Below are 25,193 nucleotides of genomic sequence, written 5' to 3'. Positions count from 1 at the left end.
CCGCCCCGGGGGCCTGCTCGGCGCGGCCCGGCGGGCCCGGGGACCCGGTGCGGGCCGGGCCCGGGGCCTCAGGAGGGCTTGCGGCCGAGCAGCTTGCCGACCTTCTGGGCGCGGGCCGTCACGCCCCAGCCGGTGACCCGCCACAGCGCCTCGACGAGGATGTCGCGGCTCATCTTCGAGTCGCCGACCTCGCGCTCGACGAAGGTGATGGGGACCTCGACGACGTGGAAGCCCGCGGCGACCGCGCGACGGGCCAGGTCGACCTGGAAGCAGTAGCCGGCCGAGGCCACGTCGTCGAGGCCGAGGCCCTCCAGGGTCTCCTTGCGGAAGGCCCGGTAGCCGCCGGTGACGTCGCGGATCGGCACGTCGAGCATCACGCGCGAGTAGAGGCTGCCGCCGCGGGAGATGAACTCGCGCGACTTCGGCCAGTTCACGATCCGGCCGCCGGGCACCCAGCGGGAGCCCAGGACCAGGTCGGCGCCCTTGAGGGCGGTCAGCAGCCGGGGCAGCTCCTCGGGCTGGTGGGAGCCGTCGGCGTCCATCTCGACGAGCACGCCGTAGCCGTGGTCGATGCCCCACCGGAAGCCCGCGAGGTAGGCGGCGCCGAGCCCCTCCTTGCCCTTGCGGTGCAGGACGTGGACGTGGTCGTCCTCGGCGGCGATCTCGTCCGCGAACTTGCCCGTGCCGTCAGGGCTGTTGTCGTCGGCGACGAGGACGTGCGCCTCGGGTACCGCCTCCCGCACCCGGGCGACGATCGGCTTGATGTTCTCCGCCTCGTTGTAGGTCGGAATGATCACCAAGGCCTTGCCGAGCGGGCCGTAACGCCTCTGGCCACCGTCGTTCACTACTGCCCCTTCGGATACCTGCACAGGCTCCCACCATAGCGAGGTCCTCGGGGTGGTACGGCGCGGGCCCGACGTGCGGGCGGCGGAAGGCTCCGCGAGGTGGGCGCCGGGCCCGGGAGCGCGGGGGCCGGCGGCGTGCGGTGCGCGGCGTGCGGTGCGGGGCCCGTCGTCCTTCGGTCCGACCCGGGACCCGCTGGCTGCGGGGTCGACCGAAGGCCGTTGTCTACTGAACGTCCGGGCCCCACCCGGGTCGCACCTTCCGCCGGAGAAACCTTCCCCCTCGCCGCCGAGGCGCGGGCGGCGTTCGGCGAGGACGAGGAGGTGCGGTCCTGACGGACGTCCTGTGGTGGACGCGGAGAACCTACCGGCCGGTGCCGGTCGGCTGTCAACACCCACTTGACCTGTGACGATGCCGAGAAGGGCCGGGCGGCGGAGGGAGATCCGCAGGTCGGGCAGAAGCACCCGGGCGCCCGGCCCGCGGCGTCACGTCCCCTACATCACTCGTTCGGCCGTACGAAGACCGTCTGCCCGTGCACCACCGTGCGCAGACAGACCGGCAGCTCCACGCCCGGCGTCAGGTCGGGCAGGCCGGGCGTGCCGGACCGCGGGTCGGTCGACCAGCGGGCCACCCGGTCGTCCGGAGCCTGGACGATCAGCTCGTCGGTCCGCCAGACCGCGTAGTCGGCGGGGGCGCCGGGGACGAGCGTCCCCGCGTCGTCACGGCCCACCGCCCGCCAGCCGCCCCGCGTGTGGGCGGTGAAGGCGGCCCGGACGGATACCCGGTGCTCCGGCGTCCGGTGGAAGGCGGCGGCCCGGACGGTGCCCCACGGGTCCAGCGGGGTCACCGGGCTGTCGGAGCCGAAGGCCAGCGGCACACCGGCACGCAGGAGCGCCGCGTACGGGTTGAGGGTGCGGGCCCGCTCGACGCCGAGGCGGTCGGCGTACATGCCCTCGTCGCCGCCCCAGAAGGCGTCGAAGGCCGGCTGGACCGAGGCCGTCAGGCCCAGCTCGGCGAAGGCGGCGACGGTTTCGGGGGTGAGCATCTCGGCGTGCTCGACGCGGTGCCGGGCGGCCCGGATCCGGGCCAGGCCCACCTTCTCGGCCGCGGCCCTGACGCCCTCCACGACGGCGGTGACGGCCGCGTCGCCGATCGCGTGGAAACCGGCCTGGAGCCCGGCCTCGGTGCAGGCCACCACGTGGAGCGCGATGGTGGAGGCGTCCAGGTGGGCGGAGCCGCTGTGCCCGTCGTGGTCGGCGTACGGCTCGTGGAGGCAGGCGGTGTGGGAACCGAGGGAGCCGTCGGCGAACAGGTCGCCCGCCGCGCCCAGGGCGCCGAGGGCGCGCGCCCGTTCGACGTCGAGGTCGGCCCAGTAGCCGACGACCCGGGGGCCCGGCTCGCTGCGGGCCAGGTCGAGGAGGCCGGTGAAGTCGTCCTCCGAGGAGATCCGGGGACCGCCGCACTCGTGCAGGGTGCCGATGCCGAGGGAGGCGGCGTGGGCGCGGGCCGCGCGCTGGGCGTCGGTGCGCTGGCGCGGCGAGACGGCGGCGAAGGCGGCGGCGCGGACGGCGTGGTGGGCGTCGCCGGTCAGCGGCTCCCGGCCGTCGTGGAAGCCGTCAAGGTCCCGGACGCCGGGCACCAGGTCCAGGAGCGCGGTGGTGACGACGGCCGAGTGGACGTCGATGCGGGTCAGGTAGGCGGGGCGGCCGCCGGTCAGCCCGTCGAGCTCGGCGCGGGTCGGCGGGCGCCGCTCGGGCCAGCGGGAGGCGTCCCAGCCGTGACCGACGAGGATCCGGTCCTCGGGGTGGGCGGCGGCGTGGGCCCGGATCGCCTCCGCGGCCTCGGCGAGCGAGGCGGCGGAGGACAGGTCGAGGCCGGTGAGGGCGAAGCCGGTGGCCGTGGTGTGCACGTGCGCGTCGACGAACGCCGGGGTGACGAGCGCGCCCTCCAGGTCGACCACCTCGTCCACGCCGGAGGCGAACGCGTCGGCCGCGCCCTCCGAGCCCACCCAGGCGACGTGCCCGCGCTCCACCACCATGGCGGTCGCGAAGGGGTCAGCGGGGCTGTGGACTTCTCCACCGCGCAGCAGCACGGTGCGGTGTTCGCTGGCAGACAGGCTCTCGGTCATGCGAACAAGGCTAGGACCTGGTCGCACCCGGTTTGTCGGGGAGGTCCCGCATCGGGCGTCCCGCCGGTCAGATGCGCGGCGGGCGCGCCTCGTACGGGGTGGAGAGGACGACGGTGGTGCGGCTCGACACCCCCGCCTGCGAGCGGATGCGGCTGAGCAGGTGCTCCAGCTCCAGGGGGGTGGCGACGCGGACCTTGAGGATGTAGTTCTCGTCGCCCGCGACGCTGTGGCAGGCCTCGATCTCGGGGATGTCGGCGAGCCGGTCGGGGGTGTCGTCGGGGGCGCTGGGGTCGAAGGGTTTGACCGAGATGAAGGCGGTGAGCGGCAGCCCCACGGCCTCCGGGTCGACGACGGCGGCATAGCCGCGGATGACACCGCGCTGCTCGAGCCGGCGAACGCGCTGATGCACGGCCGAGGTGGACAGGCCGGTGGCCTTGCCCAGGTCGGTGTAGCTCATGCGCCCGTCCTTGACGAGCAACTCCACGATCTGACGATCCAGCTCCTCCATGCCGTGACCCTAGTGCGCCGCGAGGGAGGGGGCACAGTCTGGGCCTGCCGCTATGGGCCGCTATGGGCGTTCACGGGGCACCTGCGCCGGGCGTGTGACCAACGCCACAGGTTTGGGGCGGGTCCTGGTCGGGGGCTCACGGTTATGCGGAGGTCCGTATGGGAAGTGCTTGCTGTGGTCGAGGCCGTACAGATCCGGCCGACCCACCCGAGGGGGAGATCTCCATGCAGGAGCCTGTTGAATCCGTTGAATCCGTCGACACGTTCGACGAGCTCGACGCCTACGACACCTTTGAGATGTTCCGGGTCATCTGCCCGGAGTGCGTGCAGCCGATCGCGCTGCTCGCCGACGAGGACGTGCTGCCCGAGCACGCGCTCTGCCCGACGCCGTGGAACCCCTTCGTCCTGACGGTGTGCTCGGGCACGGGCCGGCCGGCCGCGGAGGCCCGCCCCGCCGACGACAGCCTGGAGGTCCAGGAGCAGGACACCGCGTTGCTCCTGACGCTCCCCCAGACCCTCGACTGGCGGACGCAGCCGTTCTCGCACGTCGGCGGCCCGGGCTCGCGCCCGCTCCGCGTCCCGCACATGCGGCGCGCCGCTTGACCGCCCGGTCCCACCCGTGACGTTCCCGCACCACGGCCGCCGGGGGTGGCGTGGTGCGGGACGAGGCGGTCCGGGCCCGCGGGCGTGCCGGCGTGTCCGCCGACCGCACCGGGGCCGGGGCGTGCGGCGGGTACCGGACGAACTCCCGCTCTAATCCGTACGGCGGTGACCCCGGTCGGCCGGAAACCGTTGGTTCGGGCATGACCACGCTGTACACGACCCCCAGCGGCATCGGTCGGCACCGGCAGGCCGTACCTCAGGCCGAAGGACACCCTGCCGCACGCCTTGAAGAATCGGTTCCTCACCAGAGCAAGACCCTGCCGCCCGGCCCGCCGCAGACCCAGGCCGTGCCCGTCCCGCCGACGCCGCACTCGCCGCACGTACCGCCCGCGTCGCACGCACCGCACGTACCGCCCGCGCCCGTCCCTCCCGTTCCGGTGCCGGTTCAGGTCCCGGCCGACCCGCCGATCTACAAGGCCGTGCTCTCGCTCTGGGCAAGCCAGGGCCGCACCCTGCCCGGCCACCGCGACCAGGAGTGGAGCCGGCTCGCCGCGGGCCCCGTCTGGGCGAACCGCACCGTACGCGTCAGCGGGACTCTGGTCCGACGAGGTGACGGGCGATGACCACGCGCTGGATCTGATTGGTTCCCTCGACGATCTGCAGCATCTTCGCCTCGCGCAGATACCGCTCGACGGGGAAGTCCGCCGTGTAGCCGTACCCGCCGAGTACCTGCACCGCGTCGGTGGTGACCCGCATGGCCGCGTCCGAGCAGAAGAGCTTCGCCATGGCCGCCCGCCGCCCGAAGGGCAGCCCCTCGTCGCGCAGCCGCGCCGCCTCCAGATACAGGGCGCGCCCCGCCTCGACCTGGGTCGCCATGTCCGCCAGCAGAAACCGCAGCCCCTGGAAGTCGGCGATCGGCCGCCCGAACTGGCGCCGCTCCCGGGCGTACGCCACGGCCTCGTCCAGCGCGGCCTGCGCGAGACCCACGGCGCAGGCGGCGATGCCGAGCCGCCCCGCGTCCAGGGCGGCGAGCGCGAGGGAGAAGCCCTGCCCCTCCGCGCCGAGCCGCCGCTCGTCGCCGACCCGCACCCCGTCGAAGTGGAGCTGGGCGGTGGGCGAGCCCTTCATCCCCATCTTCCGCTCGGCCGGGGCGGCGCTCAGCCCCGGCGCGTCACCGGGCACCAGGAACGCGGAGATGCCGCGCGGCCCCTCGCCGCCCGTGCGGGCCATGACCGTGAGGAAGTCCGCGACCCCGCCGTGCGTGATCCACGCCTTGGTGCCGTCGATCACCCAGGAGTCGCCGTCCCGGACGGCCCTGGTGCGCAGCGCGGCCGCGTCCGACCCCGCGGAGGGTTCGGAGAGGCAGTAGGCGCCGAGCAGCCCCCCGCCGAGCATCGCGGGCAGGTGCGCGGCGCGCTGCTCCTCGGTGCCGGAGGCCGCGAGCGCGTGGCAGGCGAGGGTGTGGACGCTCACCCCCAGGCCGACGGTGAGCCGGGCGGCGGCCAGCTCCTCCAGGACCTGGAGGTAGACCTCGTACGGCTGGCCGCCCCCGCCGTGCGCGGGGTCGTACGGGAGCCCGAGCAGCCCGGAGCGGGAGAGCAGGGCGAACAGCTCGCGCGGGAATCGCCCGGCCGCCTCCTCCTCCGCCGCGTGCGGGGCGATCTCCCGGCGGGCGATGTCGCGCACCAGGACGAGCAGCTCGCGGGCCTCGTCGGTGGGCAGACGGCGGTCGACGCCGTCCGCGGCGCTGTCGGGCATGGCCGGCACTCCTCCCTGGCGGCCCCGGGGCGGGGTCGGGGGAGTATGCCCGCGCGGGACACCGGAATCACGCGGCCGGCGGCCCGGTCACACGTCCGCGACAGCGGCGGCCCCGGCGCGTGCGGGCGCGCGCGATCCCGGCACGTGGCAGGCGACCGGGCGCGTCACATGAGGCCGGCCCGGGTGACGAGGACGGCGAGGAGCACGACCAGGGTCCAGCCGAGGACGTGCTCCAGGATCTTGGGGCCCCGCTCGTCGTCCCCGGGACCGCCCGTGCGGGCGCGGGAGCGGAGTCGGGCTGCGGTGACGGTGCTCGCGGTCATGCGCACCACCATGCGCCACGGCCCCGGCCCCGGGGTAGAGACGTCCCTCACACCCCGGCGCCGCCCCCGTCCCGCCCGAGCGACGCCGTCGGCGCCAACGCCTTGGGAATTCCGGCCACATGACGGTGGCTTCACCCGGGAGACGGCCCCCTCCTGTGCCCGACGCCACTCCCCCGCAGCGCCCGGCCCCGCCGCTCAGACCAGCCCGAGCTCCCGCAGCGCCCGGTGACCGCGCGGGGTCGGCTCGGTCGGCCAGAAGAGGTAGCAGACACCGCCCGTACCGCTTCTGACCTTGCCGTTCGCGTCGTAGCGCTTCGTACGCAGCCAGATGTTCTCCCACTCGCGGCGGCGGTAGACGCGGCGGACGGCCTCGTTCGTCGGGGAGGCGGGGTCGTTGGCGATGACGTCGCCGGTCGGGGTGAAGCCGATGACGGTCATGAGGTGGCCCGAGGTGCCGTAGCCCGCGCCCGTCAGTTCCTCCTTGCGGAAGGACTGGGACGTGATGGCCGGGATGCCCGCCCGGATCAGGGTCTCCAGGTCGGTGAGCGAGCCGAGCCGGGTGACGACCGCGTTCATGTCGGGGTAGGTGGCGGCGTAGGCCGCGTTGAAGGGCCAGTTGCCGCAGCCCTGGTACTGGTGGTCGTAGGTGTGGCGGGCCGCGTGGCAGACCTGGGGGTCCGCGTAGGCGGGGTTCACCCAGGCCAGGTCGGCGGCGGAGGGGCGGCGGCCCCAGTACTCGACGATCATCTGGGACGAGGTCGGGCTGCACCAGGCCTCGCCGCCGTTGTCGTACTCCGGGTACTGGCCGATGTGGGTGTTCTGCGAGTACCGGGGCACGATCAGCTCGCCCGCCGCGCCGGGTGTGGAGGCCGGGACCGTGAAGCGGTCCGGGACGTCCGACGCCATGGCGCCGATGCGCCACACCGTCGGGGTCAGGCCGCTGCCCGGCGCGCGGTACAGCGTCAGCCGCAGCCGGTACGAGACGATCCGCTGCCCGCTCGCCGGGTCGTCGATCGCGAGGGTGTCGGTCCAGACGGAGCTCCTGCCGTCGCCCTGGTCGTCGACCGAGGTGCGCAGGATGTCCCCGTCGCCCGAGGCCCAGCGCCCGAGGACGTACCAGGGGGTGGTGGTGGCGTCCGCGTACGTGCCGGAGAGCTCGACCTGGAGCCAGGTGCCGTCCGGGGTGTGGGCGTTCCAGGAGGCGATGACCTCGGTGGCGGGCACGGTCGGGGTGTGCGCGGGCGAGGTCCAGGTGGCGTACTCCCAGCGGGAGGTGCGGCCGGTGTGCGGGTCCGTGTAGTCGGTGCGGCCGGACGGGGTGGCGAGGACCAGGCCGGGGCGGCGGCCTGGCACGGCCCGGGTCCCGGCGGCGGTGCCGGAGCGCCAGTCGGCGTACGAGGCCCAGAAGCGGTTGTCGACGAGGGCGGGGGCGGACGGGGAGGCCGAGGGCGCGGGGCCACGCGGAGTGGCGGTGGCGGCGGGGGCGGCGGTGGCCGCCGTCGTACCCGCGACGGCCGCGAGCGCCGCGGCGAGGACGGTTCTGCGGGGTGTGGAACGGGGCATGGGCGGTGACCCCCAGTCGAGACGTGGTGGACGTGCCGGGACCGAGACGTGGTGGACGTGCCGGGAAGCGGTCGTGCGGGCGGGGCTGCGCGGCCCCACTATCGCCGCCCCAGCGGGCGTCCGCCAGCACTTCGGCCCGCGTCGCCCGCACCAATATGGGTCTGGACCACTGACGGCGGCACCTCGCTGACCTGCACCGGTCGGCGCTCCCCTACCCTGGCCCCATGAAGGACCTCGACCGCGCGGCCGACGCGCTGCTCCGGCTGCCGCCCTCCTGCGGACCGGTCCGGCTGGTCGCGGTCGACGGTCACGCCGGATCCGGCAAGTCCACGCTCGCGACGCGGCTCGCGACGGCGCTCGGCGGCGCGCCGGTCCTGCGCCTCGACGACCTGGCCACCCACGAGGAGCTGTTCGCGTGGACCGGCCGGCTGCGCGGCCAGGTGCTCGAACCCCTGGCGCGCGGCGAGAGCGCGCGCTACCGGCCGTACGACTGGACCCTGCGGGAGTTCGGCCCGGCCCGGGACCTGCCGGCCGCCCCGGTGGTCCTGGTCGAGGGCGTGGGCGCGGGCCGCAGGCTCCTCCGTCCGTACCTGGCGTGGCTGCTGTGGATGGAGCGGGGGCCCGAGGACTCCTGGGTGCGGGGGCGGCGCAGGGACGGACCCGCGCAGGCCGCGTTCTGGGACGGCTGGACCGTGGCGGAGACTCGCCACTTCGCCGAGGACCCCTCGCGGCCCTTCGCCGACACGCTGGTGCGGGAGTGCGAGGAGGGCTACGCATGGCTTCCCGGTCCTGCTGTGACAGCGGGCGCGGACCAGATCATCACCCACCGTGACGGCGTTCTGTCCGCGAACTGAGCGGCTGTTCGTCCGCTTCCGCAAGTGCCCCAACTCCGCTTGACCCGAGGGGCGTACAGGTCTTACGTTCTGAATGTGCGGCTTTTCGGAGTCGCCGCGGACGCGAAGCCCCCGGTTGTTCCCCCGTGATCGGGGGCTTCGTTCTGCCCCTCGCATCCGCTTTTCCGGCACTCCGCGACCCCTGATGCTCACCCAGGGTCACCGCTTCCGGATCATGCGCTTCTCCTTAATGACGCACGCCCTGCGCAGGTACGATGCCCCAGGTGCGGTCAAATCCCGTCCATGCGAAGACGGTTGTGGGGGACCCGATGGACATCGGCACACAGGGCTCGCCGGCCCCCGCCGAGCTCGCCTGGCTCCGCGGCATCGACGCCTACACGATGGGCGCCTATCCGCAGGCCGAGGACGAGTTCAGGACGGCGGTACGGATCGATCCCGGGATGGCGGACGCCTGGCTCGGGCTGCACGCGCTCCGGGTGGACACCACGACGGCGCTGCTGCGCATGTACCGCAACCGCGAGCGCTTCGGCGAGCAGCGCGCCCGCCACCGCCGCACCCTGAACTCCTGGTACTGGCTGGGCTGGTGGGTGCAGCCGGTCCTGGAGAGCCCCCGCGACCTGCTGCTCGCGCACGCCTCCCACTGGCTCGACGGGCGGCACGTCCCCGAGCTCGACCGGGCCCTCGCCGGGCTCCCGCCGATCGACACCGACCCGCACGTCCGCTTTCTGCACGCCTGCCGGGCCTATCTCGTCAAGGACTGGGACCAGCTCGTCCGGCACACCGAGCCGCTCGTCGACGACCCGCTGCTCGGCATCGAGGCGGGGCTCTTCGGCGGCATGGCCCGGGTCCGCCTGGAGATGTACGGGCAGGCGGAGCCGCTGCTCTCGGCCGCCCTCATGCGCTGCCGCAGCGAACAGCCGCAGCGCAAGGAGCTGCGCTACTGGCTCGCCCGCGCCCACGAGGGCACCGGGCGCAGCGCCGCCGCGCTCCCGCTCTACCGGGCCGTGCACCGGATCGACCCGTCGTTCATGGACACCGCCGCACGGCTCGCGGCCATCGCCGAGTACGACGGCTTCGAGGGTTTCGACGGCTTCGAGGGCGCGGACGACGCCGGGCTCGCGACGGTCGCCCTCGGCACGGTCGGCGGGGTGGGCGGGCTCGGCCAGGACGCGGTGGACGCCGCCCCGGGGCCCGAGGCCGAGACCGGCCCCCTCGGCGACGGGCTGCTCCTCGCCCCCGACCCCGTACCGCCGGCCGCGCCGGGCCCTCCGCCGGAGGTCGTACGGCACAAGGCGGCCGTGCCGTCCCAGCCGGGGCCGCCGCGCTTCCCGGCGGGCCCGACCGACCCCGTGCTGCTCGCGGAGGCGCTCGCCGAGCTGGAGGGCATGGTCGGCCTCGAGCCGGTCAAGCGGCAGGTGAAGGCGCTGTCGGCGCAGCTGGAGATGGCGCGGCTGCGGGCCGGGGAAGGCCTTCCGGTCCAGCCCCCCAAGCGGCACTTCGTCTTCTCCGGCCCCTCCGGCACCGGCAAGACCACGGTGGCGCGCATCCTGGGACGGGTCTTCTACGCGTTGGGGCTGCTCGGCGGCGACCACCTCGTGGAGGCCCAACGGGCGGATCTCGTGGGTGAGTTCCTCGGCCAGACGGCGGTCAAGGCCAATGAGCTGATCGACTCGGCGGTCGGCGGGGTGCTCTTCGTCGACGAGGCGTACGCGCTTTCCAACACCGGCTACAGCAAGGGCGACGCCTACGGGGACGAGGCCCTCCAGGTCCTCCTGAAGCGGGCCGAGGACAACCGCGACCACCTGGTGGTCATCCTGGCCGGTTACCCGGAGGGCATGGACCGGCTCCTCGCCACCAACCCGGGGCTGTCCTCCCGCTTCACCACGCGCGTCGACTTCCCGTCGTACCGCCCGCCGGAACTCACCGCCATCGGCGAGGTCCTGGCCGCGGCCAACGGGGACGGCTGGGACGAGGAGGCCCTGGACGAGCTGCGTTCCATCAGCGGACACGTCGTCGAGCAGGGCTGGATCGACGAGCTGGGCAACGGCCGCTTCCTGCGGACCCTGTACGAGAAGTCCTGCGCCTACCGGGACCTGCGGCTCTCCGGATACCCGGGCACGCCGACGCGGGACGACCTGGCCACGCTGCGGCTCGCGGACCTGATGCAGGCGTACGGCGAGGTGCTGTCGGGCCGCGGTCCGGTCGACCGCGGCCCCCAGCAGGAACCGCCCGGCTACTGACCGGGCCACGAGACCCGGCCCACGGGCCCGGCCCTTTGGGCCCGGCGCCTGGACCCGGTTCCTAGGCCACCGTCTGCATCCGGTGGGCGGGGTCCCTGACCTCGCCCACCAGCATCTCCAGGACGTCCTCCAGGGCCACCAGGCCGAGGACCCGGCCCGAGCCGTCCGCCACCTGCGCCAGGTGGGTGGCGGCGCGGCGCATCACGGTGAGGGCGTCGTCGAGCGGGAGTTCGGCGCGGAGCGTGGCCATCGGCCGCCACAGCTGCTGCGGCACCGCCCGCTCCCGGTCCTCCAGGTCGAGGACGTCCTTCACGTGCACGAAGCCCATGAAGGTCGGGGCGCCCTCGGCGCGGACCGGGAAGCGGGAGTACCCGGTCCGCACGGTCAGCTCCTCGACGGCCCGCGAGGTCACCGACGGCGGGACGGTCACCAGGGAGGCGGCCGGGATGAGGACGTCCGTCACCCGGCGGCTGCCCAGCTCCAGGGCGTCCTCCAGGCGCTCCTGCTCGGCCGGGTCGAGCAGCCCGGCGAGCCCGGCGTCCTCGACGAGACGGCCGAGCTGGGCGCTGGTGAAGACCGCCTCCACCTCGTCCTTCGGTTCGACCCCGAAGGCCCGCAGGACGAGCCGCGCGCAGGCCCCGAGGGCGGCCGTGACCGGCCGGCAGAGCCGGGCGAAGGCGACCAGGGTGGGCGCGAGCCGGAGCGCGGTCCGTTCGGGCGCGGCCATCGCCAGGTTCTTCGGGACCATCTCGCCGATGACGAGGTGGAGGAAGACGACGGCGGCGAGGGCGATAACGTAGCCGAGCGGGTGGATCAGCCCCTCCGGGACGCCGATCGTGTGGAAGACCGGTTCGAGGAGGTGGGCGACGGTCGGCTCGGCGACCGCGCCGAGCGTCAACGAGCAGACGGTGATGCCGAACTGGGCGGCGGCCATCATCTGCGGCAGGTTCTCCAGGCCGTACAGGACCTGCTTGGCCCGGGCGCCGCCGAGCGGCTCGATCTGGCTGCGGCGGACGGAGACGAGGGCGAACTCGGCGCCGACGAAGAAGCCATTGGCCAGGACGAGGAGGGCGGCGAAGAGGAGTTGCAGGGTGCTCATCGGGCGGCCTCCCCCAGGGGGTGTCTCGTCGGGCGGTGCGGCAGCGGGCTCATCGGACGGCCTCCGCGGGCAGCGGGACCGGCGCGAGCCGGACGATGCGGACCCGTTCGGCGCGGTAGCGGTCGACCTGGCGCACCGAGAGCCGCCAGCCGGGCAGTTCGGCCCGGTCGCCGGGGGCGGGGATGCGCCCGAGCAGGTCGGCGACGAGCCCGGCGACCGTCTCGTACGGCCCGTCGGGCACGTCGAGGCCTATCCGGCGCAGGGTGTGGACCCGGCACGAACCGTCGGCCTCCCAGGCGGGGTTGCCGTCCTCGGCGGGCGCGACGGCCAGCTCCGGCCGCCCGTCGGCCGCGGTGTCGTGCTCGTCGCGGACCTCGCCGACGAGCTCCTCGACGATGTCCTCCAGGGTGACGACGCCGGCCGTGCCGCCGTACTCGTCGACGACGACGGCGATCGGCTGCTCCCTGCGGAGCCGCTCCAGGAGGGCCTGGGCGGGCAGGGACTCGGGGACGAGGAGCGGCGGCACGGCGATCCGTCCGACGGGGGTGTGCAGCCGGGCGTGCGGGGCGACCGCGAGCGCGTCCTTCAGGTGGACCATGCCGACGACCTCGTCGATGCGGTCGCGGTAGACGGGGAACCGGGAGAGTCCGGTGGCCCGGGTGAGGTTGAGGACGTCGGCCGCGGTGGCGTCCCACTGGAGGGCGTTGACCTTCACGCGCGGGGTCATCACCTGCTCGGCGGTCAGGCCGCCGAGCGAGAGGGACCGTACGAAGAGGTCGGCGGTGTCCTGTTCGAGTGCGCCCGCGCGGGCGGAGTGCCGGGCGAGCGCGACGAGTTCCCCGGGGGTGCGGACCGAGTCAAGCTCCTCGGTGGGCTCGACGCCCAGGAGCCGGACGAGCCGGTTCGCGACCCGGTTGAGCAGGGAGATCACCGGCCGGAAGAGGGCGGAGAAGCGGCGCTGCGGGGCGGCCACGAAACGGGCCACCTGGAGCGGCCTCGAGACCGCCCAGTTCTTCGGCACCAGCTCCCCGACGACCATCTGGACCGCGGAGGCGAGCAGCATGCCGGTCACCACGGAGAGCCCGGAGACGGCCCCGGAGGGCAGTCCGAGGGCGGTCAGCGGCCCGTGCAGGAGCCCGGCGAGCGCGGGCTGCGCGAGCATGCCGACGACGAGCGAGGTCAGGGTGATGCCGAGCTGGGTGCCGGAGAGCTGGAAGGAGAGCTCGCGCAGGGCCGAGACGACGGTGCGGGCGCGCCGGTCACCGGCGGCCGCGGCCCGCTCGGCCTCGGCGCGCTCGACGGTCACGAGACCGAACTCGGCGGCCACGAAGAAGCCGTTGGCGAGGATCAGGAGAAGGGCCGCGGCGAGCAGCAGGAGGGAGACGATCATGCCGCCGCCTCCGGGGAGGGGGCGGCGCGGGTACTACCGGACGATCCGTCCATTGCCGGAGGGAGTCACTCCTCGGGTCGAAGGGAGGCCCCGCGGGCCGCCGGCCGGCGGCCCTGCACACGCGAGGCGGTGGTGCGCTCGGCACCACCGCCTCCAGATTAGTCACGTGGACGCCCCGCGTGGCAGGGGGTCGGCCCCGTATGGGGGACGGGCCGGGCGTCAGGCCTGCTCGGCGCCCGTTCCGTGGCTGTCCGCCAGGGCCCGCAGGGCGCGGGCGTCGCGGATGGCCGCCTCCTTGCCGATGCCCGGCTGGATGCCGAGCGCGGGCAGGCTGGTGCCGTCGCTGAGGTCGAGGAAGACCCAGGGGTCGCCGGGCCGGAGGTTGACCTTGAGGATCTCCGCCCAGGCGAGCCGGCGGCTCCGGGTGATGTTGACGACCGTGACGCCCTCCTCGTCGGCGACGACCTTGGGGCGGCTCAGCAGCACGAGGACGCCGGAGAGCAGCGCGGCCGTGAAGACGAAGCTGGCGCGCTCCCCCGGTCCGAGCCGCTCCAGCATCAGCGCGACGACGGTGATGACGACGAACGTCGCGGCGCTCATGGTGAGCAGGACGGCCCGGGTGCGCCCCGGGCGGAAGGTGACCGGGAGGGCGGGCGTCGGGGACTCGGACATCGGGGGTTCCTCAGTGCCTGGTGGGTCGTGCGGGCCCGGGCGCGGTCAGAGGCGGCAGGCGTGGATGGCGGTGGTGAGGATGGCGCGGGCGCCGAGCTCGTACAGGTCGTCCATGATCCGCTGCGCCTCCTTGGCGGGGACCATGGCGCGGACGGCGACCCAGCCCTCGTTGTGCAGCGGGGAGATGGTCGGCGACTCAAGTCCCGGGGTGAGGGCGACGGCCTGCTCCAGGTGCTCGGCCCGGCAGTCGTAGTCCATCATCACGTAGCTGCGGGCCACCAGGACGCCCTGGAGGCGGCGGAGGAACTGCTGGACCTGCGGGTGGTCGGCCTCGGCGCCGTGGCGGCGGACGACGACGGCCTCGGAGGTGAGGATCGGCTCGCCGATGACCTCAAGGCCGGCGTTGCGCAGGCTGGTGCCGGTCTCGACGACGTCCGCGATGACCTGGGCCACGCCCAGCTGGATCGCGGTCTCGACGGCGCCGTCGAGGTGGACGACGGAGGCGTCGATGCCCTGGTCGGCGAGGTGCTTGGCGACGATGCCCTCGTAGGAGGTGGCGATCGTCATCCCGCCGAAGTCCTCCGGGCCCTTCGCGGTGCCCGGGCGGGTGGCGTAGCGGAAGGTGGAGCGGCCGAAGTTCAGCGCGAGGATCTCCTCGGCGCTGGCGCCGGAGTCCAGGAGCAGGTCACGGCCGGTGATGCCGATGTCCAGCTTCCCGGAGGCGACGTAGATCGCGATGTCCTTCGGCCGCAGGTAGAAGAACTCGACCTCGTTGTCGGGGTCGATGACCACGAGCTCCTTGGACTCCTTGCGCTGGCGGTAGCCGGCCTCATGGAGCATGGCCGACGCAGGTCCGGAGAGGGAACCCTTGTTGGGGACGGCGATGCGCAGCATGGGGTGGGCTTCCTTTGCCTGGGAGTTTCGGGGAGGGAGGTCGGACGTGCTCAGAGGTGGGCGTAGACGTCGTCGAGCGAGATCCCGCGGGCGACCATCATCACCTGGACGTGGTAGAGCAGCTGCGAGATCTCCTCGGCGGCCGCGTCCTTGCCCTCGTACTCGGCGGCCATCCACACTTCGGCGGCCTCCTCGACGACCTTCTTGCCGATGGCGTGGACGCCCTTGTCGACCAGTTCCGCGGTGCGGGAGGTGGCGGGGTCGCCGGTCTCGGCCTTGAGCTTGAGCTCGGCGAAGAGCTCTTCGAAGGTTTTGTTCGCCATGATGGTCCTAAGAGTACGGGGTGAGGGACGCGCCATCAGCGCCAGGGTTCGCTGACCGTGCGCAGCGTGGTGGCGGTGGCGACGGCGGCGGTGACCGCTTCGTGGCCCTTGTCCTCGGAGGAGCCGTCGAGGCCGGCGCGGTCGAGCGCCTGCTCCTCGTTGTCGACGGTGAGGACGCCGAATCCGACGGGTACGCCGGTGTCGATGGAGACCTGGGTGAGGCCGTGGGTGACGCCCTGGCACACGTACTCGAAGTGCGGCGTTCCGCCGCGGATGACGACGCCGAGCGCCACGATGGCATCGTAGCCGCGCCCGGCGAGGACCTTCGCCACGACGGGGAGTTCGAAGCTGCCGGGGACGCGCAGCAGGGTGGGCTCGTCGATGCCGAGCTCGCTCAGGGCGCGCAGGGCGCCGTCGACGAGGCCGTCCATGATCTTCTCGTGCCACTGGGCCGCGATGACCGCGACCCGCAGGTCGCCGCAGTTCTTCACGCTGAGGACGGGTGCGCCCTTGCCGCTCATGTCTCTCCTAGCCGGTTCGTTCGGTACGTGCCGAGGTGCTGTGGTGCGTGGTGCTGAGGTGCCGAAGGTGCCGTGGTGGTGCTTACTGGTTGCCGCAGGTGGAGGCCGGGGAGCCGTCCAGCCAGGGCAGGTCGTGGCCCATCCGGTCCCGCTTGGTGCGCAGGTACCGGAGGTTGTGCTCGCCGGCCTCGACCGGCATGGGCTCACGGGCCTCGACCCGCAGGCCGTACCGCGTGAGGGCGTCGATCTTGTCGGGGTTGTTGGTCATCAGGCGCAGGCTGCGGACGCCGAGGTCGACGAGGATCTGCGCGCCGGCCGCGTAGTCGCGGGCGTCGGCGGGCAAACCGAGCTCCAGGTTGGCGTCGAGGGTGTCGCGGCCGCGCTCCTGGAGTTCGTACGCGCGGAGCTTGGAGAGCAGGCCGATGCCCCGGCCCTCGTGGCCGCGGAGGTAGACGACGACGCCGCGGCCCGCCTCCTGGATGCGGTCCATGGAGGCCTGGAGCTGGGGGCCGCAGTCGCAGCGCAGGGAGTGGAAGACGTCGCCGGTCAGGCACTCGGAGTGGACGCGGACGAGGAGGTCCTCGCCGTCGCCGATCTCGCCGTGGACGAGGGCGACGTGCTCGACGCCGTCGACGGTGGAGCGGTAGCCGTACGCGGTGAAGTCGCCGTGCGCGGTGGGCAGGTGGACCTCGGCCTCGCGGCGGACGGTGGGCTCGGCGGAGCGGCGGTAGGCGATCAGGTCCTCGATGGAGATGATCGTCAGGCCGTGCTTGCGGGCGAAGGGGACCAGTTCGGGCAGGCGCAGCATGACGCCGTCCTCGCCGGCGATCTCGACGATCGCGCCGGCCGGGCGCAGGCCCGCGAGGCGGGCCAGGTCGACGGCGGCCTCGGTGTGCCCGTTGCGGGTGAGGACGCCACCGGGCTTGGCCCGCAGCGGGAAGATGTGGCCGGGTCGGACGAAGTCGGAGGGCTCGTGGACGCCGCTCGCGAGCATCCGCAGGGTGGTGGCGCGGTCGGCGGCGGAGATGCCGGTGGTGACGCCGTGGGCGGGGCCGGCGTCGACGGAGACGGTGAAGGCGGTCCGCATCGACTCGGTGTTGTGCTCGACCATCTGCGGGAGCTGGAGGCGCTCCAGCTCCTCGTCCTCCATGGGGGCGCAGATCAGGCCGCGGCACTCGCTCATCATGAAGGCGACGATGTCGGGGGTGGCCTTCTCGGCGGCGATGACGAGGTCGCCCTCGTTCTCGCGGTCCTCGTCGTCGACGACGACCACGGGCCGCCCGGCGGCGATGTCGCGGATCGCCTGCTCGACGGGGTCGAGGGCGAGGTCGGTGGCGTCCCAGAGAGGCAGCGCACTCATGCGTGGGCTCCTTCCAGAGCAGGGGTGGCGGTGCGCGTCCGGAGCCACCAGTCGCGCATGCCCCAGATGACGAGGGCGAAGTAGACGACGTAGACCAGGCCGGAGAAGGCGAGGCCGCTGTTGAAGGCGAGCGGGACGCCGACGAGGTCGACGAGGAGCCAGGCGAACCAGAACTCGACGAGGCCGCGGGCCTGGGCGACCATCGCGACGAGGGTGCCGACGAAGATGTACGCGTCGGCCCACGGGCTCCAGGAGAGCGAGGGGTAGAGGGTGAAGAGGCCGCCGACGGCGAGGGTGCCGACGACCGCGCCCGCGAGGAGCGCGCCGCGCTCCTTCCAGGTGGCGAAGCGGACGGCGATGGAGCCGTTCTGGGCCTGTTGGCGGCCCCGGTTCCACTGCCACCAGCCCCAGGCGGCGACGCCTATGACGAGCAGCTGCTTGCCTACGCCGCCGCTGAGCTCGGCGGAGGCGTAGGCGCCGACGAGGATGACGCCGGAGAGCAGCTGGGCGGGCCAGGTGAGGATGGAGCGGCGCCAGCCGAGGGCGAGGGCGATCAGTCCGATGGTGTTGCCGATCATGTCGGACCACATGATGTGCTGGTCGAGGACGGTGAACGCCTCGGAGTTGAGCCAGTTCACTTGCCGTTCTCCTTCGGCGTGGGACCGAGCAGCCGCTCGACGTACTTGGCGATGACGTCCACTTCGAGGTTGACCGGGTCGCCGGGCTGCTTGATGCCGAGCGTGGTCAGGGCGAGGGTGGTGGGGATGAGGCTGATGGTGAACCAGTCGTCGCCGACCTCGACCACGGTGAGGCTGACGCCGTCGACGGTGATGGAGCCCTTCTCGACGACGTAGCGGGCGAGCGCGGCGGGGAGGCCCACCTTGACGATCTCCCAGTGCTCGGAGGGGGTCCGCTCCAGGACGGTGCCGGTGCCGTCGACGTGGCCCTGGACGATGTGACCGCCGAGGCGGCCGCCGACGGCCATGGGGCGCTCCAGGTTGACCCGGGAGCCCGTCTCCAGGGCGCCGAGCGAGGACCGCTTGAGGGTCTCGGCCATGACGTCGGCGGTGAACTCGCCGTCGCCGGACTCGACGACCGTGAGACAGACACCGTTGACGGCGATGGAGTCGCCGTGCCGGGCGCCTTCCGTGACCAGGGGGCCGCGCAGCCGGAAGCGGGAGGCGTCCTCCAGCTGCTCGACGGCGACGACCTCGCCCAGTTCTTCGACGATTCCGGTGAACACGGTCAGGCTCCCTGGATGGTGGCGGTGATGCGGAGGTCGGATCCGACGCGCGCCGTCTCGGTGATGTCGAGGCGCAACGCGTCGGTGAGGGTGGTGATTCCCGCGTCGGCGAGGGCGGTGGGGCCCGCGCCGAGGAGGACCGGGGCGAGGTAGCCGACGACCTGGTCGACGGCGCCCGCGGCGAGGAAGGCGCCCGCGAGGGTGGGGCCGCCTTCGAGGAGGACGGAGCGGACGCCGCGCGCGTGCAGGGCGGCGAGGAGGGCGGGGACGTCGAGGCCGCGCTCGCCCCTGGGAAGCCGTACGACGTCCGGGAGCGCGGTCTCGGCGTCCTCGGCGACGGCGATCAGGGTGGGGGCCGCGTCGTCGAGGACGCGCGCGCCGGGCTTGACGGCGGTGGCCTCGGTGTCGACGACGACCCGCAGCGGCTGGACGGCCCCTTCGACGCCGCGGACGGCGAGGTGGGGGTCGTCGGCGCGGGCGGTGCCGGAGCCGACGACCACGGCGTCGGCCTCGGCGCGGAGCCGGTGGACGTCGGCGCGCGAGGCGGCGGAGCTGATCCAGCGGGAGGTGCCGTCGGCGGCGGCGATCCGGCCGTCGAGGGTGGCGGCGTACTTCCAGCGGACGAAGGGGCGGCCGCGGCGTACGGAGGTGAGCCAGGCGAGGTTGCCGGCTTCGGCCTCGTCGGCGAGGAGGCCCTGGACGACCTCGGTCCCGGCCGCGCGCAGGGTGTCGGCGCCGCCGGTGGCCTGCGGGTTCGGGTCGCCGACCGCGTAGACGACCCGGCTGACGCCGGCGTCGATCAGGGCCTGGGCGCAGGGGCCGGTGCGGCCGGTGTGGTTGCAGGGTTCGAGCGTGACGTACGCGGTGCCGCCGCGGGCGAGGACGCCGGCCGCGCGCAGGGCGTGGACCTCGGCGTGGGGGCCTCCGGCGCGCTGGTGCCAGCCCTCGCCGACCGGGTGGCCGGAGGCGTCGGTGATGACGCAGCCGACGACGGGGTTGGGGCTGGTGGCGCCGAGACCGCGGGCGGCGAGCTCGACGGCGCGTCGCATGGCGGTGATGTCGGCCTGCTGGGCCACCGGGTCCTCCTGCCTCTTCGGGCACGGACTCCGGGGCCTGTCGATGACGACAGAGAGCGGGAACGACGGCTCGCGCAGGGTGCGCCGGGGCCGCGTCCATGGTGCGCCGAAGGACGGCGACCAGCGGACGTACGGCCGGCACACCCCTGTGAGGGGTCACCCGCCGCGCACTGCCTCCCATCCGGACTTTCACCGTCGGTCCAGGAATCCCACCTGGTCAACCGGCCGCTGGCTGCGGACGGGTCGCGGACTATACCGCCGGTTCGGAATTACACCGACCCCGGAGTGCGCTGCTGCTGATACACGGCCAGTGTGCCACGACCGGCGTGCGGCCATGCGCCGAACGCCTGTGGGCTGACTCACACGGTTCCGTGTTCAACCGCTTCTCATGTGTTTGGTCCAGACCTATTGACGCACTGGTCTAGTCCTCTTAATCTCCGTGTCACCTCCGAGGTGACGGATCGTCGGCGTGCACTCCACGGTCCGCGGCAACACGTACCACCCCCTTTTTCGTTCGTCGCGTGTTCTACGACCTCCCCAGGAGGAACGATCGTGCTGTCCCCCACGACGAAGAGAGCCTCGCTGCTCGCATCCGGCGCGGCCGTCGCCGGACTGCTGCTCAGCTCGCTCTCCGGTGGCGTCTCCTACGCCGCCGACAACGAGTCCTGTCGCCCCGACGGCCTCTACCGGACGCCCGGCGTCGACGTCCCGTACTGCTCGGTCTACGACACCGAGGGCCGCGAGAAGATGGGCGCCGACCACCAGCGCCGCGTCATCGGCTACTTCACGGGCTGGCGCACCGGCAAGAACGGCGAGCCCGCGTACCTCGCCAAGGACATTCCGTGGGACAAGATCACCCACATCAACTACGCCTTCGGCCACATCGGCGGCGACAACAAACTGTCCGTGGGCACGGACGGCCCGAACAACGCGGCCACCGGGATGACCTGGCCCGGTGTCGCCGGCGCGGAGATGGACCCCTCCTTCGCGTACAAGGGCCACTTCAACCTGCTCAACAAGTTCAAGAAGCAGCACCCCGACGTCAAGACGCTGATCTCGGTCGGCGGCTGGGCGGAGACGGGCGGGTACTTCGCCGACAACGGCGACCGGGTGAACTCCGGCGGCTTCTACTCGATGGCCACCAACGCCGACGGTTCGGTCAACCAGGCCGGGATCGACACCTTCGCGACCTCGGCCGTCGACTTCATCCGGAAGTACGGGTTCAACGGCGTCGACATCGACTACGAGTACCCGACCACGATGAAGGACGCGGGCAACCCGCTCGACTGGCAGCTCGCGAACGCGCGCCGCGGGGGCCTCGTGCAGGGCTACGCGGCCCTCATGAAGTCGCTGCGCGAAAAGCTGGACCGGGCCGGCGCCGCCGACGGCAAGCACTACCTGCTGACCGTCGCCGCCCCCTCCTCCGGCTACCTGCTGCGCGGCATGGAGACCTTCCAGGTCCAGAAGTACCTGGACTACGTCAACATCATGTCGTACGACCTCCACGGCGCCTGGAACGAGTACGTCGGCCCCAACGCCTCGCTCTTCGACGACGGCAAGGACGGCGAGCTCGCCGCCGCCGGCGTCTACGGCTCGGCGCAGTACGGCGGCATCGGCTACCTCAACACCGACTGGGCGTACCACTACTTCCGCGGCTCCATGCCGGCCGGCCGCATCAACATCGGCCTGCCCTACTACACCCGCGGCCACAAGAACGTGCAGGGCGGCACCGACGGCCTCTGGGGCAAGGCCACCGCGGCCACCTGCCCGGCCGGAGCGGGCCTGACCAAGTGCGGCGACGGCGCCGTCGGCATCGACAACCTCTGGCACGACAAGGACACCGCGGGCAAGGAGTCGCCCGCCGGCTCCAACCCGATGTGGCACGCCAAGAACCTGGAGAAGGGGATCGTCGGCGACTACGTCACGAAGTACGGCTTCCCCGCCACCACCACCCTGACCGGCACCTACGCCCGCAAGTACGACGCGACGCTGGTCGCGCCGTGGCTGTGGAACGCCGAGAAGAAGGTCTTCCTCTCCACCGAGGACGAGCAGTCCGTGGCCGCCAAGGCCGACTACGTCGTCAACCGGGGCATCGGCGGCACGATGGTCTGGGAGATGGCCGGCGACTACGCCTGGAACGCCGCCAAGGGCCAGTACGAGATGGGCTCCACGCTCACCTCTCTGATGTACGACAAGTTCAAGGCCGCCACCCCGTACGGCGCGAAGACGTCCACCAAGGCGCTGCCGACCCAGGCCGTGAACATCGAGACCGCCTTCACCGAGTTCAAGCTGGGCGACTCGAACTACCCGATCACCCCGAAGATCAAGATCACCAACCGGACGAACACGACACTGCCCGGCGGCACGGAGTTCCAGTTCGACTACGGCACCTCCGCGCCGGGGAACGCCTCCGACCAGTCGGGCTTCGGCGCCAAGGTCATCAGCAGCGACCACACGGGCGCCAACGTCGGAGGCCTGAAGGGCGACTTCCACCGCGTCTCCCTGAAGCTCCCGGCCTGGCAGTCGCTCGCCCCGGGCGCGACGGTCGACCTGGCGTTCAACTACTACCTGCCGGTGTCCACCCCCTCCAACTGGACGGTGAACATCAACGGGACGACGTACGCCCTCGCCGGCGACCTGGCGCGCGGCACGACGGTCGTGGAGCCGGGCGCCACCACGCCGCCCACCACGCCTCCGACGACCCCGCCGACGACTCCCCCGACCACGCCTCCGACGACCCCGCCGACGACCCCGCCCACCACGGGCTGCACCGCCCCGGCGTACGTGGCCGGCACGGTCTACACCGCGGGCAACGAGGTCTCCCACAAGGGCCGCACCTGGAAGGCCCAGTGGTGGACCCAGAACGAGGAGCCGGGCACGACCGGCCAGTGGGGCGTCTGGAAGGACCTCGGCGCCTGCTGATCACCCGGTCCTGACGGACCCCCGGCGGCGGTTCACGGCCCTTGCCGCCGCCGGGAACCCTCCGCGCCGCGCACCCCTCGGGGGGAGCGCGGCGCGGTCGCGTGTGGGGGGCGGGCCCGGGTGTGCGGTCGGGCGGCCCTGGGTGCGCGGGCAGGCCCGGCGTGTGCGGGGTGGCCCGGGTCCGCTGGCAGGCCCGGGGTGTGCGGGCAGGCCCGACGGAGCCCGGCCACCTCGCGGGGACCCGGCCGCCCCGGGGGATCCGGCCGCCCCGGGGCGCTCAGCCCCGGGGGAAGAGCGCGTCCTGGGCGGCGTCGCGGGCGGTGAGTAGGGCGCCGCGCAGGACCGCCGCGTCGCCCAGGGCGGTCGGGCGGACCTCGGTGCGCAGCGGCGAGAGGGCGGCGAGTTCGGCCTCGACGCGGGCCGCGAGGGGGGCGCCGCCGACGTGGCCGGTCTCGCCGCCGAGGACCACACAGCCGGGGTCGAGGACGGCCGCGACGGCCGCCGCGCCGACCGCGACCCGGCGGGCGACGGCGTCCACGAAGGGACCGTGGCCGGAGGCGAGCGCGGTCGCCGGGTCGAGGCCGTGCTCGACGGCCAGCGCCTCGATCGCGGCGGCGCAGGCCAGCTCGTGGAAGCCGCCGTCGCAGCCGGTGGCCGAGGGCAGCCGCGCCGTGCCCGGCACCGGCAGGAAGCCGATCTCGCCGGCACCGCCGGAGGCGCCGCGGCGGAGGCCGCCGCCGAGGACCACGGCGGCGCCGACGCCCTGGCCGAGCCAGAGCAGGACGAAGTCCTCGCGGTCGCGCGCCGCGCCCTCCCGGAGCTCGGCCAGGGCGGCGAGATTGGTCTCGTTCTCGACCAGGACGTGGGCGGGCAGCCGCTCCTGCAGGACGCGGACGAGCCGGCGGTGCCAGGCGGGCAGCCGGGCGGAGTCGCGCAGGTCTCCGGTGGCCGGGTCGATGAGGCCGGGCGCGCCCACGGCCACGCTGTGGAGCCCGTCCACCCCGGCCTCCTCGACGGCCCGCTCCAGGAGGGCGACCGCCTTCTCCACGGCCGGACCGGTGCCTCCCCCGCCCTGCGCGGGCGCGGGGCCGGAGGCCCCCTCGTCCTCGCCGACCGGCGCGGACGCCTCGGCCAGGGTCGTACCGAGCAGGTCGGTGACGGCGACGGTGACCGAGCGGGTGCGGACGTCGAGGGCGGCGAGGTGGGCGCGGTCGGCGACGATGCCGTACAGCTTGGCGTTGGGTCCCCGGCGTTCGGCTCCGGCCTCGCCGACGACGTGGACGAGCCCCGAGCCCTGCAGCCGCTCGACGAGGTCGGCGACGGTGGGGCGGGAGAGTCCGGTGTGCGTCTTGAGCTGAGCGGCCGTCAACGGGCCCTCGTCCTGGAGCAGTCGCAGGGCGAGCCGGTCGTTGATGGCCCGTGCGGTGCTCGGGGATGCGGCCATGCGGCGATCCTCTCAGACGTGGCCCCGCGCGGGGCGATCCCGGCTCGCTATTTATCAGGCAGGGTTCCTGATAGTTTACGGGCACACACGACACGGGGAGGGACCCATGGCGGCGGAGACCGTCCTCAGCACCGAACGCCTCCGGCGGGCGCGCTTCGCCGTCGCCGCCGTCTTCTGCGTCCACGGGGCGGTCACCGGGAGCTTCGCCACCCGCATCCCCTGGATCCAGGAGCACGCGGGCGTGAGCGCGGGCCAGCTCGGTCTCGCGCTCGCCTTCCCCGCGCTCGGCGCCTCCCTCGCGATGCCGCTGGCCGGCGCCGTCAGCCATCGCTTCGGCGCCCGCACCGCGCTGCGCGGACTGCTCGTCCTGTGGACGCTCTCCCTGACGCTGCCGTCCCTCGCGCCGAACGTCTGGGGCCTGTGCGGCGCGCTCTTCGTGTACGGCGCCACGGCCGGCATGTCCGACGTGGCGATGAACGCGCTCGGCGTCGAGACCGAGACCCGGCTCGGCCGCTCGATCATGTCCAGCCTGCACGGCATGTGGAGCGTGGGCGCGCTGATCGGCTCGGCCGCGGGCACGGTCGCCGCCCACCTCGGCGCCGACGCCCGGCTCCACCACCTGGCCGCCGCGCTCGTCCTGACCGCCCTCGGCCTGCTCTTCTGCCAGGGCGTCCTGGACCTGCGCAGCACCCCCGACGAGGAGCCGCCGCCGCGCTTCGCGCTGCCGCCCAGGTCCGCCCTGGTCATCGGTGCCATCGGCTTCTGCGGGGTCTTCGCGGAGGGCGCCAGCCTCGACTGGTCGGCCGTCTACCTCCGCGACGAGCTGGGCAGCTCCGCCGGACTCGCCGCCGCCTCCACGACCGCGTTCGCCCTGACGATGGCCGTGGCCCGGCTGGTCGGCGACCGGGTCGTGGACCGCTTCGGCGCGGTCCGTACGGTACGGGTCGGGGGCGCCGCCGCGACCCTCGGCGGCCTCCTCGTGGTCCTCGCCCCGCACGTGGCCGTCGCGGTGGCCGGATTCGCACTGGTGGGGCTCGGCATCGCGGTGGTCGTCCCGCTCGCCTTCGCCGCCGCCGCGCGGAGCGGCCCGAACCCGAGCCAGGCCATCGCGGGCGTCGCCACCATCACGTACACCTCGGGTCTCGTCGCCCCCTCGGCGATCGGCGGCATCGCCGACGCGACCTCCCTGGTGTTCTCGTTCGGCCTGGTCACGCTGCTCTGCCTGGGCCTCGTGGTGGGGGCGGGCGTCCTCGGCGCCCGTCGCGGACCCGCCGCCCGGACGAGCGGCAGCGACACCGGGGCGAAGAGCGCGGCCCGCTGAGGCTCCCCGCCGACCGGCCCGGGCCGGTCGGCGGGGACCCCCGAGGCCCGAGGGGCCCGGCCGACCGCCGGGCCTTTCAATTGGCTGATGTTACACAAAACTGAAGAGG

Annotated in this window: 23 protein-coding genes and 1 riboswitch; of the genes, 6 read left to right on the top strand and 17 right to left on the bottom strand. The window is 73.6% G+C overall.

The features are described from left to right. Positions 1–68: 68 nt before the first annotated feature. From ACWDVG_RS24485 to ACWDVG_RS24475, 3 genes are all read right to left on the bottom strand, one after another. Complete coding sequence (locus ACWDVG_RS24485) at positions 69–845, bottom strand: polyprenol monophosphomannose synthase (RefSeq protein WP_451701851.1); 777 nt, start codon at positions 843–845, stop codon at positions 69–71. 497 nt (positions 846–1,342) lie between these two features. Then, on the bottom strand, positions 1,343–2,971 hold the full coding sequence (locus ACWDVG_RS24480; RefSeq protein WP_451701849.1) for an amidohydrolase: 1,629 nt from the start codon (positions 2,969–2,971) through the stop codon (positions 1,343–1,345). A gap of 67 nt (positions 2,972–3,038) precedes the next feature. Then, a complete protein-coding gene (locus ACWDVG_RS24475) occupies positions 3,039–3,479 on the bottom strand; it encodes an Lrp/AsnC family transcriptional regulator (RefSeq protein WP_017242178.1) in 441 nt (146 codons plus the stop codon). A 224-nt stretch (positions 3,480–3,703) separates the two neighbouring features. On the opposite strand from ACWDVG_RS24475, the gene ACWDVG_RS24470 reads away from it, so the two are divergent. Both ACWDVG_RS24470 and ACWDVG_RS24465 read left to right on the top strand, forming a co-directional pair. Next, on the top strand, positions 3,704–4,081 hold the full coding sequence (locus tag ACWDVG_RS24470; RefSeq protein ID WP_451701847.1) for a hypothetical protein: 378 nt from the start codon (positions 3,704–3,706) through the stop codon (positions 4,079–4,081). 200 nt (positions 4,082–4,281) lie between these two features. Next, a complete protein-coding gene (locus ACWDVG_RS24465) occupies positions 4,282–4,704 on the top strand; it encodes a hypothetical protein (protein ID WP_451701845.1) in 423 nt (140 codons plus the stop codon). Here the strand turns inward: ACWDVG_RS24465 and ACWDVG_RS24460 are convergent. From ACWDVG_RS24460 to ACWDVG_RS24450, 3 genes are all read right to left on the bottom strand, one after another. Continuing rightward, entirely contained in the window at positions 4,667–5,839 is a 1,173-nt protein-coding gene (locus ACWDVG_RS24460; RefSeq protein WP_451701843.1) for an acyl-CoA dehydrogenase family protein, read from the bottom strand. The two genes, ACWDVG_RS24465 and ACWDVG_RS24460, sit on opposite strands and share 38 nt — an antisense overlap. A 164-nt stretch (positions 5,840–6,003) precedes the next feature. Then, entirely contained in the window at positions 6,004–6,162 is a 159-nt protein-coding gene (locus ACWDVG_RS24455; RefSeq protein ID WP_451701841.1) for an SCO1431 family membrane protein, read from the bottom strand. Between the two features lie 195 nt (positions 6,163–6,357). After that, complete coding sequence (locus tag ACWDVG_RS24450) at positions 6,358–7,725, bottom strand: peptidase C39 family protein (RefSeq protein WP_451701840.1); 1,368 nt, start codon at positions 7,723–7,725, stop codon at positions 6,358–6,360. Positions 7,726–7,949: 224 nt separating this feature from the next. Between ACWDVG_RS24450 and ACWDVG_RS24445 the strand changes: the two genes are divergently transcribed. Beyond that, positions 7,950–8,579, top strand: coding sequence for a uridine kinase family protein (locus tag ACWDVG_RS24445; protein ID WP_451701838.1), 630 nt, complete (start codon positions 7,950–7,952; stop codon positions 8,577–8,579). 308 nt (positions 8,580–8,887) lie between these two features. Beyond that, entirely contained in the window at positions 8,888–10,819 is a 1,932-nt protein-coding gene (locus ACWDVG_RS24440) for an AAA family ATPase (RefSeq protein ID WP_451701836.1), read from the top strand. 61 nt (positions 10,820–10,880) lie between these two features. Here ACWDVG_RS24440 and ACWDVG_RS24435 read toward each other — a convergent pair whose 3' ends face one another. The 10 genes from ACWDVG_RS24435 to ribD all read right to left on the bottom strand — a co-directional run bounded on the left by ACWDVG_RS24435 (position 10,881) and on the right by ribD (position 19,397). Then, positions 10,881–11,918 (bottom strand): hemolysin family protein, encoded by a 1,038-nt coding sequence (locus ACWDVG_RS24435; RefSeq protein ID WP_451701834.1) that lies wholly within the window; start codon positions 11,916–11,918, stop codon positions 10,881–10,883. A gap of 49 nt (positions 11,919–11,967) precedes the next feature. Continuing rightward, a complete protein-coding gene (locus ACWDVG_RS24430; protein WP_451701832.1) occupies positions 11,968–13,308 on the bottom strand; it encodes a hemolysin family protein in 1,341 nt (446 codons plus the stop codon). A 219-nt stretch (positions 13,309–13,527) separates the two neighbouring features. Continuing rightward, positions 13,528–13,980 (bottom strand): PH domain-containing protein, encoded by a 453-nt coding sequence (locus ACWDVG_RS24425; protein WP_451701830.1) that lies wholly within the window; start codon positions 13,978–13,980, stop codon positions 13,528–13,530. 45 nt (positions 13,981–14,025) lie between these two features. Next, positions 14,026–14,874, bottom strand: coding sequence for an ATP phosphoribosyltransferase (hisG, locus tag ACWDVG_RS24420; protein WP_451701828.1), 849 nt, complete (start codon positions 14,872–14,874; stop codon positions 14,026–14,028). Between the two features lie 50 nt (positions 14,875–14,924). Beyond that, positions 14,925–15,197 carry a phosphoribosyl-ATP diphosphatase gene (locus tag ACWDVG_RS24415; protein ID WP_366303489.1) on the bottom strand — a complete coding sequence of 91 codons (273 nt, stop codon included), beginning with the start codon at positions 15,195–15,197 and terminating at the stop codon, positions 14,925–14,927. Positions 15,198–15,232: 35 nt separating this feature from the next. Beyond that, entirely contained in the window at positions 15,233–15,718 is a 486-nt protein-coding gene (gene ribH / locus ACWDVG_RS24410; RefSeq protein ID WP_451701826.1) for a 6,7-dimethyl-8-ribityllumazine synthase, read from the bottom strand. Between the two features lie 82 nt (positions 15,719–15,800). Next, positions 15,801–17,078, bottom strand: a complete 1,278-nt coding sequence (locus tag ACWDVG_RS24405) for a bifunctional 3,4-dihydroxy-2-butanone-4-phosphate synthase/GTP cyclohydrolase II (RefSeq protein WP_451701823.1) — start codon at positions 17,076–17,078, stop codon at positions 15,801–15,803. Next, a complete protein-coding gene (locus ACWDVG_RS24400) occupies positions 17,075–17,668 on the bottom strand; it encodes a nicotinamide mononucleotide transporter family protein (protein WP_451701913.1) in 594 nt (197 codons plus the stop codon). The genes ACWDVG_RS24405 and ACWDVG_RS24400 overlap by 4 nt, the downstream gene beginning before the upstream one ends. Before the next feature lie 44 nt (positions 17,669–17,712). After that, a complete protein-coding gene (locus ACWDVG_RS24395; RefSeq protein WP_451701821.1) occupies positions 17,713–18,321 on the bottom strand; it encodes a riboflavin synthase in 609 nt (202 codons plus the stop codon). A gap of 2 nt (positions 18,322–18,323) precedes the next feature. After that, entirely contained in the window at positions 18,324–19,397 is a 1,074-nt protein-coding gene (ribD, locus tag ACWDVG_RS24390; protein ID WP_451701818.1) for a bifunctional diaminohydroxyphosphoribosylaminopyrimidine deaminase/5-amino-6-(5-phosphoribosylamino)uracil reductase RibD, read from the bottom strand. A gap of 163 nt (positions 19,398–19,560) precedes the next feature. Further along, positions 19,561–19,690, bottom strand: a riboswitch (FMN riboswitch). A gap of 259 nt (positions 19,691–19,949) precedes the next feature. Here ribD and ACWDVG_RS24385 point away from each other — a divergent pair. Next, positions 19,950–22,319 carry a chitinase C-terminal domain-containing protein gene (locus ACWDVG_RS24385; protein WP_451701816.1) on the top strand — a complete coding sequence of 790 codons (2,370 nt, stop codon included), beginning with the start codon at positions 19,950–19,952 and terminating at the stop codon, positions 22,317–22,319. Positions 22,320–22,596: 277 nt separating this feature from the next. On the opposite strand, the gene ACWDVG_RS24380 is transcribed toward ACWDVG_RS24385, so the two are convergent. Continuing rightward, entirely contained in the window at positions 22,597–23,763 is a 1,167-nt protein-coding gene (locus tag ACWDVG_RS24380) for an ROK family transcriptional regulator (RefSeq protein ID WP_451701814.1), read from the bottom strand. A 106-nt stretch (positions 23,764–23,869) separates the two neighbouring features. Here ACWDVG_RS24380 and ACWDVG_RS24375 point away from each other — a divergent pair, with 106 nt between their 5' ends. Then, on the top strand, positions 23,870–25,084 hold the full coding sequence (locus ACWDVG_RS24375; RefSeq protein WP_451701812.1) for an MFS transporter: 1,215 nt from the start codon (positions 23,870–23,872) through the stop codon (positions 25,082–25,084). Positions 25,085–25,193 lie beyond the last annotated feature (109 nt).

This window comes from Streptomyces sp. NPDC003327 (genome assembly GCF_053589515.1).
This window is presented reverse-complemented; position numbering and strand designations above follow the sequence as displayed.

Bases quoted from the DNA above. Each gene is read 5' to 3' on its own strand.
- ACWDVG_RS24480 (WP_451701849.1), bottom strand. From the start codon at position 2,971: ATGACCGAGAGCCTGTCTGCCAGCGAACACCGCACCGTGCTGCTGCGC.
- ACWDVG_RS24475 (WP_017242178.1), bottom strand. From the start codon at position 3,479: ATGGAGGAGCTGGATCGTCAGATCGTGGAGTTGCTCGTCAAGGACGGG.
- ACWDVG_RS24470 (WP_451701847.1), top strand. From the start codon at position 3,704: ATGCAGGAGCCTGTTGAATCCGTTGAATCCGTCGACACGTTCGACGAG.
- ACWDVG_RS24465 (WP_451701845.1), top strand. From the start codon at position 4,282: ATGACCACGCTGTACACGACCCCCAGCGGCATCGGTCGGCACCGGCAG.
- ACWDVG_RS24460 (WP_451701843.1), bottom strand. From the start codon at position 5,839: ATGCCCGACAGCGCCGCGGACGGCGTCGACCGCCGTCTGCCCACCGAC.
- ACWDVG_RS24455 (WP_451701841.1), bottom strand. From the start codon at position 6,162: ATGACCGCGAGCACCGTCACCGCAGCCCGACTCCGCTCCCGCGCCCGC.
- ACWDVG_RS24450 (WP_451701840.1), bottom strand. From the start codon at position 7,725: ATGCCCCGTTCCACACCCCGCAGAACCGTCCTCGCCGCGGCGCTCGCG.
- ACWDVG_RS24445 (WP_451701838.1), top strand. From the start codon at position 7,950: ATGAAGGACCTCGACCGCGCGGCCGACGCGCTGCTCCGGCTGCCGCCC.
- ACWDVG_RS24440 (WP_451701836.1), top strand. From the start codon at position 8,888: ATGGACATCGGCACACAGGGCTCGCCGGCCCCCGCCGAGCTCGCCTGG.
- ACWDVG_RS24435 (WP_451701834.1), bottom strand. From the start codon at position 11,918: ATGAGCACCCTGCAACTCCTCTTCGCCGCCCTCCTCGTCCTGGCCAAT.
- ACWDVG_RS24430 (WP_451701832.1), bottom strand. From the start codon at position 13,308: ATGATCGTCTCCCTCCTGCTGCTCGCCGCGGCCCTTCTCCTGATCCTC.
- ACWDVG_RS24425 (WP_451701830.1), bottom strand. From the start codon at position 13,980: ATGTCCGAGTCCCCGACGCCCGCCCTCCCGGTCACCTTCCGCCCGGGG.
- hisG (WP_451701828.1), bottom strand. From the start codon at position 14,874: ATGCTGCGCATCGCCGTCCCCAACAAGGGTTCCCTCTCCGGACCTGCG.
- ACWDVG_RS24415 (WP_366303489.1), bottom strand. From the start codon at position 15,197: ATGGCGAACAAAACCTTCGAAGAGCTCTTCGCCGAGCTCAAGCTCAAG.
- ribH (WP_451701826.1), bottom strand. From the start codon at position 15,718: ATGAGCGGCAAGGGCGCACCCGTCCTCAGCGTGAAGAACTGCGGCGAC.
- ACWDVG_RS24405 (WP_451701823.1), bottom strand. From the start codon at position 17,078: ATGAGTGCGCTGCCTCTCTGGGACGCCACCGACCTCGCCCTCGACCCC.
- ACWDVG_RS24400 (WP_451701913.1), bottom strand. From the start codon at position 17,668: ATGTGGTCCGACATGATCGGCAACACCATCGGACTGATCGCCCTCGCC.
- ACWDVG_RS24380 (WP_451701814.1), bottom strand. From the start codon at position 23,763: ATGGCCGCATCCCCGAGCACCGCACGGGCCATCAACGACCGGCTCGCC.
- ACWDVG_RS24375 (WP_451701812.1), top strand. From the start codon at position 23,870: ATGGCGGCGGAGACCGTCCTCAGCACCGAACGCCTCCGGCGGGCGCGC.